Source organism: Treponema endosymbiont of Eucomonympha sp. (assembly GCF_001028545.1).
The window spans coordinates 1-839 of the sequence record NZ_BBPW01000272.1 but is presented as its reverse complement, the minus strand read 5'-3'; the positions used below and the strand labels follow the sequence as shown (position 1 = coordinate 839).

The 839-nt window shown below is 60.5% G+C and carries 1 protein-coding gene; it reads left to right on the top strand.

All coding sequences use genetic code 11. From position 1 onward, the window contains the following. Positions 1-332: 332 nt before the first annotated feature. Complete coding sequence (locus AWU74_RS06480; RefSeq protein ID WP_062328625.1) at positions 333-629, top strand: hypothetical protein; 297 nt, start codon at positions 333-335, stop codon at positions 627-629. The last annotated feature ends 210 nt before the right edge of the window (positions 630-839 follow it).

Genomic DNA, 839 nt, shown 5'->3' with positions numbered 1-839 from the left:
GGCGAAGGGGAACGCCGGGATGCCGACGTCGCCCAGCGCGGGGTTCGGCGGCTCTTCCAGCGGCACCGATTCGGGCGCAAGCTCCGGCGCGCCTGCGGGCTTGAGCGCGTTCAGCGCGCGCGCGGCGAGCGTCCGGCACTGTTCTTTCAGACTGGGCATTCGTTCCTCCTCCGCCTCTATGCTACCTTATTCGCCGCCTCTCTGTAAGAGGCAGCCTTGCCTGCGGGCATACGCGGAGCGCTCCCGACGCGGGAAGGTCTCCCTATCTCATAGCGGAGAAGGTCTCCCTCTTTTGGAGACGGTAGGCGCAGGGGCATAAAAAGGCGGGGCTTTTGCGCGGGCTCGACGCGACGAAGCCGACGGCGGACACTTCGAGCTTTGACGCGTTTTTTGACCTGCGGAACAACGAATTCCGCGCGGGAAACGACCGCTCAAAAAAACCTGACGGCAGCCCCGTCGACCCGGAAGGAGACGCGGAGTATCTGCATTTTATTCCCGGAATCGGCTTCTTTTTTAAGCTGGCTAACTTTATCGTTACGGCGATTTTTTCCCTATATCAAAGGACTGTTCAAAATTGCGCGGCGCGGGCAGTCATCGCACACGGGGCGCTACGTGCAGGAAATGCTTGAGCGGCGGGGGCGTTGAAGTCGAGCGCTTCCTCATACGGGCAGATGAGAGGATCTCTTGTGGGGCATATCAGCGGCAGCGATACACGCAGGACAGAAACACACCCGTGCGGGCATTCCCTGCAACGGGTGAAGGGAACAGCAAACTGGACGGTACAGCGTCAGCAATATGAGCGGCAGAGAGGCTAAAACTATCCGCCGAGTTCCCTCCGA